We start from the raw sequence: 8,338 nt of genomic DNA, 5'->3' as shown, positions 1-8,338 counted from the left end.
CTCGAACTCGTCGTCGGCCCGGTCGATCTCGTCCACCAGGAGCACCGACGGCTGCGTCTGCAACGCCCTCAGCAGTGGCCGGGCGACGAGGAACCGCCGGTCGTAGAGCTCGTGCTCCAGGCGGTCGGCGTCCTTGACCCCGGCCGCCTCGGCGGCCCGCAGATGCAGCAGCTGACGGGGGAAGTCCCAGTCGTACAGCGCCTGGGAGGCGTCGATGCCCTCGTGGCACTGGAGCCGGATCAGCGGGGCGCCGAGTGCCTCGGCGAGGGCGGAGGCGAGCGCCGTCTTGCCGACGCCCGCGTCGCCCTCGCAGAAGACCGGCCGGTGCAGCCGCAGCGCCAGGAAGCAGGCGACGGCGAGCCCGTCGTCGACGAGGTAGCCGGTCTCCTCCAGGCGGGCGCGCACCTGCTCGGGGCTGTCGATGGGGGTGATCGGCGCTCACCCCATCCCGGCGGCGGCCAGCACCGCCCGCTTGGTGAGGACCCGTGCGAGATGCGCCCGGTACTCCGGCGAGGCCGACGCGTCCCGCGAGGGCCGGGTGCCCTCCGCCGCCGACTGGGCCGCCCGAGCCACCGCCTCGGCGTCCCCGGCCCCGGTCAGCGCCTCCTCGGCCGCCGAGGCCCGCAGCGGGGTCGCGCCCATGTTGGTCAGCCCGATCCGCGCCTCGGCGATGTGCCCGTCGTCGCGCCGCACCAGCGCGGCCACGCCGACCATCGCCCAGGACTGGGCGACCCGGTGGAACTTCTCGTAGTGGAAGCCCCACCCCTCCCGCTTCGGCACCCGGATCTCCACCAGGAGTTCGTCGGGGGCCAGCGTGGACTGCAGGTAGTCGGCGAAGAACTCGCGAGCCGGGATCGTGCGCCGTCCGCGCGGTCCCACGGCCACCAGTTCCGCGTCCAGCGCCAGCACCACCGCGGGCAGGTCGCCGGCCGGGTCGGCGTGGGCGAGCGAGCCGCCGAGGGTGCCGCGGTGGCGTACGGCCGGATCGGCCACCGTCTCGGTGGCCTGGGCCAGCAGACCCGCGTGCCGCCGCACCAGCGGGTCGTGGATCACGTCGTGGTGGGTGGTCAGCGCGCCGACGGCGAGCGTGTCGCCGTCCTCGCGGATCCCGCGCAGTTCGGGGATCCGTCCGACGTCGACGACCAGTTCGGGGAAGGCCAGGCGCAGCCGGAGCAGCGGCAGCAGGCTCTGCCCGCCGGCCAGGACCTTCGCGTCCTCGCCCGCCTCGGCGAGGGTGCGCACGGCCTCGTCCAGGCTCGTCGGCCGGGCGTAGTCGAATGCGGGGGGAATCATGCCGAGGCCTCCTTCCGCGACGCTTCGGACGACTGCTCCGGCTGCGCGGCCCGGACGGCCTCCCACACCCGCTCCGGGGTGCACGGCATCCGCACGTCGTGCACGCCCAGCGGGCGCAGCGCGTCGACGACCGCGTTGACGACGGCGGGCGTCGAGGCGATCGTGCCCGCCTCGCCGACGCCCTTGACGCCGAGCGGGTTGGCCGCGGGCGTCTCGGTCCGGTCGGTGACGAAGTCGGGCAGGTCCGCCGCCGACGGCACCAGGTAGTCGGCCATCGTGCCGGACACCAGGTTGCCCTCCGTGTCGTACACCGCCTCCTCGTACAGCGCCTGGGCGATGCCCTGGGCCAGGCCGCCGTGCACCTGCCCCTCGACGATCATCGGGTTGATCACCCGGCCGACGTCGTCGACGCAGACGTAGGACCGGATACGGGTCTGCCCGGTCTCGGTGTCGACCTCGACCGCGCACAGGTGGGTGCCGTGCGGGTAGGAGAAGTTCTCCGGGTCGAGCACGTGGTCGGCGTTCAGGGTGGGTTCCATGCCGTCGGGCACGTCGTGCGAGGTGAAGGTCTCGAAGGCGACCTCCTGGATGGACTTGCGCGCCTCGGGCGATCCCTTCACCGAGAACACGCCGTTCTTGAACCCCAGATCCCCCTCGTCGGCTTCGAGCAGGTGGGCCGCCACCTTCCTCGCCTTCTCCACCACCTTCTCGGCGGCCCGGTGCACCGCCGACCCGCCCACGACGAGCGAGCGGGAGCCGTAGGTGTCCATGCCCTGCGGGGCCACCTTCGTGTCGCCGTGCACCACCTCGACGTCCTCGAACGGCACACCGAGGACGTCCGCGGCGATCTGGCTCCAGCAGGTCACGTGCCCCTGCCCGTGCGGGCTGGTGCCGGTGACCACCTCGACCTTGCCGGTGGGCAGCATGCGGATGCTCGCCGCCTCCCAGCCGCCGGCCGCGTAGCGGAGGTCGCGCAGCACCCGGCTCGGGGCGAGCCCGCACATCTCCGTGTACGTCGACACGCCGATGCCGAGGCGTACCGGGTCCCCGCGCTCGTTGCGCTTGCGCTGCTCGGCGCGCAGGTCGTCGTACCCGAACAGGGCGAGCGCCTTCTCGGTCGCGGCCTCGTAGTTGCCGCTGTCGTAGGTCAGGCCCGCGATCGAGGTGTACGGGAACTCCTCGTGCCGGATCCAGTTGCGGCGCCGCACCTCCACCGGGTCCAGGCCCACCTCGGCGGCCAGTTCGTCCATGGCCCGCTCGATGGCGTACGTGGCCTCCGGGCGCCCGGCGCCGCGGTAGGCGTCGGTCGGGGTCCGGGTGGTGAACACGCCCGTGCAGCTGAACTCGTAGGAGTCCATCTTGTAGATCGCCGGGTACATGAACGCGCCGAGGATCGGGATGCCCGGGGTGACCAGCATCAGGTAGGCGCCCATGTCGGCGAGCAGGTCGACCTTGAGGCCGAGGAGCCGGCCCTCGCGGGTCGCGGCGATCTCGATGTCCTGGATCATGCCGCGGCCGTGGTGCGTGGCCAGGTACCCCTCGGAGCGGGACTCGGTCCACTTCACCGGCCGGCCCAGCCTCCGGGCGACCTCGAGCGCGACGGCCTCCTCGCCGTACACCTGGAGCTTGGAGCCGAAGCCGCCGCCCACGTCGGGGGCGATCACCCGCAGCTTGTGCTCGGGCACGCCGGTGACCGTGGAGAGCATGATCCGCAGGATGTGCGGGATCTGGGTCGCCGAGTACACCGTGTACTCGCCGGAGGCCGCGAGCGGGGTGACGACGACCGCGCGTGGCTCCATGGCGTTGGGGATCAGACGTTGCTGCCGGTAGCGGCGCTTGAGCACGACGTCCGCACGCTGCCTGACCGCCTCGAAGTCCTCGCCGGTCGCAAGCGGCCAGACGTAGGCGCGGTTGGTGCCCTTGTCGGCGTGGACGAGCGGTGCGTCCTCGGCGAGCGCGTCCTCCAGATCGAGCACGGGCGGCAGGGGCTCGTAGTCGATCTCGATCGCCTCCAGCGCGTCGGCGGCGGCGTACCGGTCGCGGGCCACCACGACCGCCACCGGGTCACCGGCGTGACGCACCTCCTCGAGCGCGAGCGGCGGGTGGTCCGGCAGCACCATGTCCTCGGTGACGGGCCACGCGCAGGGCAGCGACCCCAGCCCCTCGGCGAGGTCCCGCCCGCTGAACGCGGCGACCACACCGGGCCGTTCGAGGGCGGGGGAGACGTCGATCCGTTCGATCCGGGCGTGCGCCATGGGGCTGCGCAGGATCGCCAGGTGCAGCAGCCCGGTGACGGAGATGTTGTCGGTCCAGTTGGTCTGCCCGGTGATGAGCCGGGCGTCCTCCTTGCGCAGCCGGGCCCTGCCGACCTCGCGTTCGACGGCCTGGTCGGTCATGCCGTCACCTCCTGCGCGGAGGCGGCCTGATCGGCCGGGGCCGTCTCCCCCTCGGCCACGGCGAGCACCGCGCGGACGATGTTCTGGTAGCCCGTGCACCGGCACAGGTTGCCCTCCAGCCCCTTGCGTACCTCGTCCGGGGTCGGGTGCGGATTCTCCCGCAGCAGATCGCGCGCGGCCATGATCATCCCAGGGGTGCAGTAGCCGCACTGCAACGCGTGACGCTCGTGGAACGCGCGTTGCAGGGCCGTCCACTCGCCGTCGCGGGCCAGGCCCTGGACGGTGGTCACCTCGCACCCGTCCGCCTGGACTGCCAGCACCGTGCAGCTCTTGACGCTCGCGCCGTCCAGTTCGACCGTGCAGGCCCCGCAGTTCGAGGTGTCGCAACCGATGGGGGTACCGGTCAGGCCGAGCCGGTCACGCAGATAGTGGACCAGCAGCAGACGGGGCTCCACCTCGTCCTCGTAGGTCGTGCCGTCCACCGTGACCGAGATGTGGGTCATGTGCCCTCCAGAGACCGTATGGGCGTGAGTGAGGGAATTCAACGACCAGCGTGGTGTACGTCACTCTATGGCCGAGCCCCAGGCAGGGCGAGTGCTGTGACGGGCTTTGTTGACGGTTAATCCATTGCCTCCGGGCGGGCCGCTCTGCTGCACTGCCTGCGACCCGTCGTCACCCAGCGAGGAGCACCGATGCGCACTGCGTCCATGTCCACCCAGGAAGGAATCCCCCCTACACAGAAGGACATGACGCTCAGTGCACTTGCTCAACCTCGGCATCCTCGCGCACGTCGACGCAGGTAAGACCAGCCTCACCGAGCGGCTGCTGCACTCCGTCGGAGTGATCGACGAGATCGGCAGCGTCGACGCCGGCAGCACGCAGACCGACACCCTCGCGCTGGAGCGGCAGCGCGGCATCACCATCAAGTCCGCCGTCGTCTCCTTCGCGGTCGACGACGTGACCGTGAACCTCATCGACACCCCCGGCCACCCCGACTTCATCGCCGAGGTGGAGCGCGTCCTCGGCGTGCTCGACGGCGCGGTCCTCGTGATCTCCGCGGTCGAGGGCGTCCAGGCGCAGACCCGTGTGCTGCTGCGCACGCTCCAGCGGCTGCGCATCCCGACCCTGCTCTTCGTCAACAAGATCGACCGGCGCGGCGCCCAGGACGGGGCCCTGCTGCGCGCCGTCGCACGGCGGCTCACGCCCGCGGCCGTGCCGATGGGTCACGTCCAAGGGCTCGGCAGCCGCGGGGCCCGCTTCGTCCCCGGCCTCGATCCGAGGGCCGCCGACGTCCTCGCCGACCACGACGACGACCTGCTGACCGCCTACCTCGAGGACACCCTCGGCGACGACCGCCTGCACGCGGCCCTCGCCGCCCAGACCCGCCAGGCCCTCGCACACCCGCTGTACTTCGGCTCCGCCATGACCGGAGCGGGCGTGGACGCGCTGATCGGCGGCGTCAGGGAACTGCTGCCCGCCGCCGCGGGAGACCCCGACGGGCCGGTCTCGGCCACCGTGTTCAAGGTCGAGCGAGGACCGGCGGGGGAGAAGGTGGCGTACGCGCGGATGTTCTCCGGCACGCTCCGCGTCCGCGACCGGGTCCCCTACGGCGAGTCCGGCACGGAGGGCCGGGTCACCGCGATCGGCGTCTTCGACCACGGCACGGACGTCCGCGCCGACGCCGTCCCCGCCGGCCGGATCGCCCGGCTGTGGGGCCTGGCCGACGTCAGGATCGGCGACGCCGTCGGCCGACCGCGCAAGGCCCACGAGCGCTTCTTCGCACCGCCGACCCTGGAGACCGTCGTCGTGCCGGGCCCCGGAGTCGGCCGCGGCGCCCTGCACCTCGCCCTGACCCGGCTGGCCGAGCAGGACCCGCTGATCGGCCTGCGTCACGACGAGGTGCGGCAGGAGACCTCCGTGTCGCTCTACGGAGAGGTGCAGAAAGAGGTCGTCCAGGCCACGCTCGCCGACGAGTTCGGGCTGGACGTCACGTTCCGCGAGACCACCCCGCTGTGCGTCGAGCGGCCGGTGGGGACCGGAGCGGCCGTGGAGTTCAACAAGAAGGACGCCAACCCCTTCCTCGCCACGGTCGGGCTGCGCGTCGACCCCGCGCCGATCGGCTCCGGGACGGACTTCCGGCTGGAGGTGGAGCTGGGCTCGATGCCGTACGCCTTCTTCAAGGCGGTGGAGGACACCGTGCGCGAGGCGCTCGGGCAGGGCCTGCACGGCTGGCAGGTCACCGACTGCACGGTGACCATGACCCACTGCGGCTACTCGCCTCGGCAGAGCCACGCCCACCAGGGCTTCGACAAGAGCATGTCGAGCACCGGGGCCGACTTCCGCGGTTTGACCCCGCTCGTGCTGGTCGAGGCGCTGCGGCGCGCCGGCACCCGCGTCCACGAGCCGATGCACCGCTTCCGCATCGAGGCGCCCACGGACACCCTCGGCGCGCTGCTGCCGGTGCTGGCCGCACTGCGGGCCGTGCCCCGCACCACCCGGACCCGCGGCACCGACTGCGTCCTCGAAGGCGAGGTCCCGGCGGCCCGCGTGCACGCGCTGGAACAGCAGCTGCCCGGGCTGACCAGCGGCGAGGGCGAACTGGAGACCGTCTTCGACCACTACGCGCCGGTCGCAGGCGGCACTGTTCCCGAGCGCCCCCGCACCGACCACAACCCCCTGGACCGCAAGGAGTACCTGCTGAACCTCACACGCCGGATCGGCGGATGAGGCCCGCGATTGACCCTGCCCTCGCGTCAGGCTCCAGGCTGTACCCCGACGAAAGGGCAGGAGCATGAGCTACTCCGTGGGACAGGTGGCGGCCTTCGCCGGGGTCACCGTCCGGACACTGCACCACTACGACCGTTCCGGGCTGCTGTCACCCAGCGCGCGCAGCCGGGCCGGGTACCGGCTCTACGACGACGGCGACCTCGCACGCCTCCAGCAGGTCCTCTTCTACCGGGAACTCGGCTTCTCCCTCGACGAGATCGCCACCATCCTCAAGGACCCGCAGGCCGACGCACTCGAACACCTGCGGGCCCGGCAGCGGCGGCTGGGCGAGGAGATCGCGCGGCTGCAGCGGCTGGCCGAGGTCGCCGAACGCGCCATCGAGGTCCAGCAGACCGGCGTGTCCCTCACCCCCGAGGAGCGCTTCGAGGTCTTCGGCGAGATCACCTTCGACCTCAGCTACGCCACCGAGGCCCAGCTGAAATGGGCCGACTCCGAAGGACAGCGGGAGTCGATGGCGCGGGCCGCCGCGCACACCAAGGAGGACTGGCGCCTGCTCATGCGGGAGGCGGCGGCCTGGCGCGCCGAGCTGCTCGCCGCCTTCGACGACGGCGAGCCCGCCGACGGCGAGCGGGCCATGGACCTCGCCGAGGAGCACCGCCTGCACATCTCGCGCTGGTTCACCTCCTGCCCGCCGGACATGCACCGGCGCATCGCGGACGACGTGGTCGCCGACCCGCGCGCCTTCGCCCTCGTCGTGCCGCCGTCGCAGCAGCGCCCCGGCCTCGCCGCCTACCTGGGCAAGGCGGTGCACGCCAACGCCTCCCGCCGCACCGACCCCGAGAGGAACCGATGAGAATCCTGATAGCCGCCGCCGGCTCGAGGGGGGACGTCGATCCCTACACGGGCCTGGGCGCCGGACTGCGGCGGGCCGGACACGAGGTCACCGTGGCCGCGCCGGAGCCATTCGGGCCCCTCGTCCGCCGGGCCGGACTGGGGTTCCGGGGCCTGCCCGCGCGCCCCGAGGCCCAGGACGGCGCCACCGGCCGGCGCGCCCTGATGCGCAGCGCCGTCGCGTTCGTCACCGAGCTCGGGCGCGGCTTCGCCGACGTCATGGACGACGCCACCGACCTGCTGGTGCTGTCCGCGACCACGGCCCCACTCGGCTGGCACCTCGCCGAGGCCACGGGCACCCCGAGTCTCGGCGCGTATCTCACGCCCACGGAGCCCACCGGGGACTTCCCGCCCGTCGTCACCGGCACCCGTTCCCTGGGCCGCCTCGGCAACCGTACGGCCGGACGGTTCGCCCTGCGTATGGCCGACCGCCTCTACGGCCGGGCGGTCGCCGAACTGCGCGGCGGACTCGGCCTTGCGCCACTCCGTCCCGCCGCCGCACGCCGCCGGCAGGAGGCGGCGAACTGGACCGTCCTGTACGGCTTCAGTCAGACCCTCGTGCCACGTCCCGCCGACTGGCGGCCCGGCCTGGAGGTCGTCGGCACCTGGCCGCCGTACGTCGATCCGGCCGAGAGGCTCCCCGCCGAGCTGGAGGACTTCCTCACGGCCGGGCCGCGGCCGGTGTTCATCGGGTTCGGCTCCATGGCGAGCGGTGACGGGGAGCGGCTGAGCGAACTGGCCGTGGGGGCGCTGCGGAGGGCCGGACTGCGCGGCGTGCTCCAGTCCGGCAGCGCCGGGCTCGCCGCCGAGGGGGACGACGTGCTGACCGTCGGCGACCTGCCGCACGCGCTGCTCTTCCCGCGCGTCGCCGCCGTCGTGCACCACGCCGGTGCGGGTACCTCGGCGGCCGCGCTGCGCGCCGGGGTGCCCTCGGTGCCGGTGCCGGTGACGGCGGACCAGCCGTTCTGGGCGGCACGGCTCGCCGCCCTGGGCGCGGCCACGGATCCGGTGCCGTTCGGGGAGCTCACCGC

The 8,338-nt window shown here is 73.0% G+C and carries 7 protein-coding genes; 3 read left to right on the top strand and 4 right to left on the bottom strand.

The window, feature by feature from the left end; translation table 11 throughout:
• The 4 genes from BZY54_RS41935 to BZY54_RS41920 form a co-directional block, all read right to left on the bottom strand.
• The coding region (locus BZY54_RS41935) for an AAA family ATPase (protein ID WP_143668252.1) at positions 1-405 on the bottom strand (405 nt) is incomplete at its 3' end.
• A 33-nt stretch (positions 406-438) separates the two neighbouring features.
• Positions 439-1,293, bottom strand: coding sequence for an FAD binding domain-containing protein (locus tag BZY54_RS41930; protein WP_086730615.1), 855 nt, complete (start codon positions 1,291-1,293; stop codon positions 439-441).
• Entirely contained in the window at positions 1,290-3,689 is a 2,400-nt protein-coding gene (locus BZY54_RS41925) for a xanthine dehydrogenase family protein molybdopterin-binding subunit (protein ID WP_086730614.1), read from the bottom strand. The genes BZY54_RS41930 and BZY54_RS41925 overlap by 4 nt, the downstream gene beginning before the upstream one ends.
• Positions 3,686-4,192 carry a (2Fe-2S)-binding protein gene (locus BZY54_RS41920; RefSeq protein WP_086730613.1) on the bottom strand — a complete coding sequence of 169 codons (507 nt, stop codon included), beginning with the start codon at positions 4,190-4,192 and terminating at the stop codon, positions 3,686-3,688. Before BZY54_RS41920 ends, BZY54_RS41925 begins: the two co-directional genes overlap by 4 nt.
• A gap of 253 nt (positions 4,193-4,445) precedes the next feature.
• On the opposite strand from BZY54_RS41920, the gene BZY54_RS41915 reads away from it, so the two are divergent.
• From BZY54_RS41915 to BZY54_RS41905, 3 genes are all read left to right on the top strand, one after another.
• A complete protein-coding gene (locus BZY54_RS41915; RefSeq protein WP_086730612.1) occupies positions 4,446-6,416 on the top strand; it encodes an elongation factor G in 1,971 nt (656 codons plus the stop codon).
• Positions 6,417-6,480: 64 nt separating this feature from the next.
• Positions 6,481-7,269: a MerR family transcriptional regulator gene (locus BZY54_RS41910; protein WP_086730611.1), complete on the top strand. Its 789-nt coding sequence runs from the start codon at positions 6,481-6,483 to the stop codon at positions 7,267-7,269.
• Positions 7,266-8,338 (top strand): glycosyltransferase (locus BZY54_RS41905; protein WP_107419960.1); only part of this gene is annotated, 1,073 nt, incomplete at its 3' end. The genes BZY54_RS41910 and BZY54_RS41905, both read left to right, overlap by 4 nt.

This window comes from Streptomyces carpinensis, assembly GCF_002154505.1.
GTDB classification, from domain to species: Bacteria; Actinomycetota; Actinomycetes; order Streptomycetales; family Streptomycetaceae; genus Streptomyces; species Streptomyces carpinensis.
This window is presented reverse-complemented; position numbering and strand designations above follow the sequence as displayed.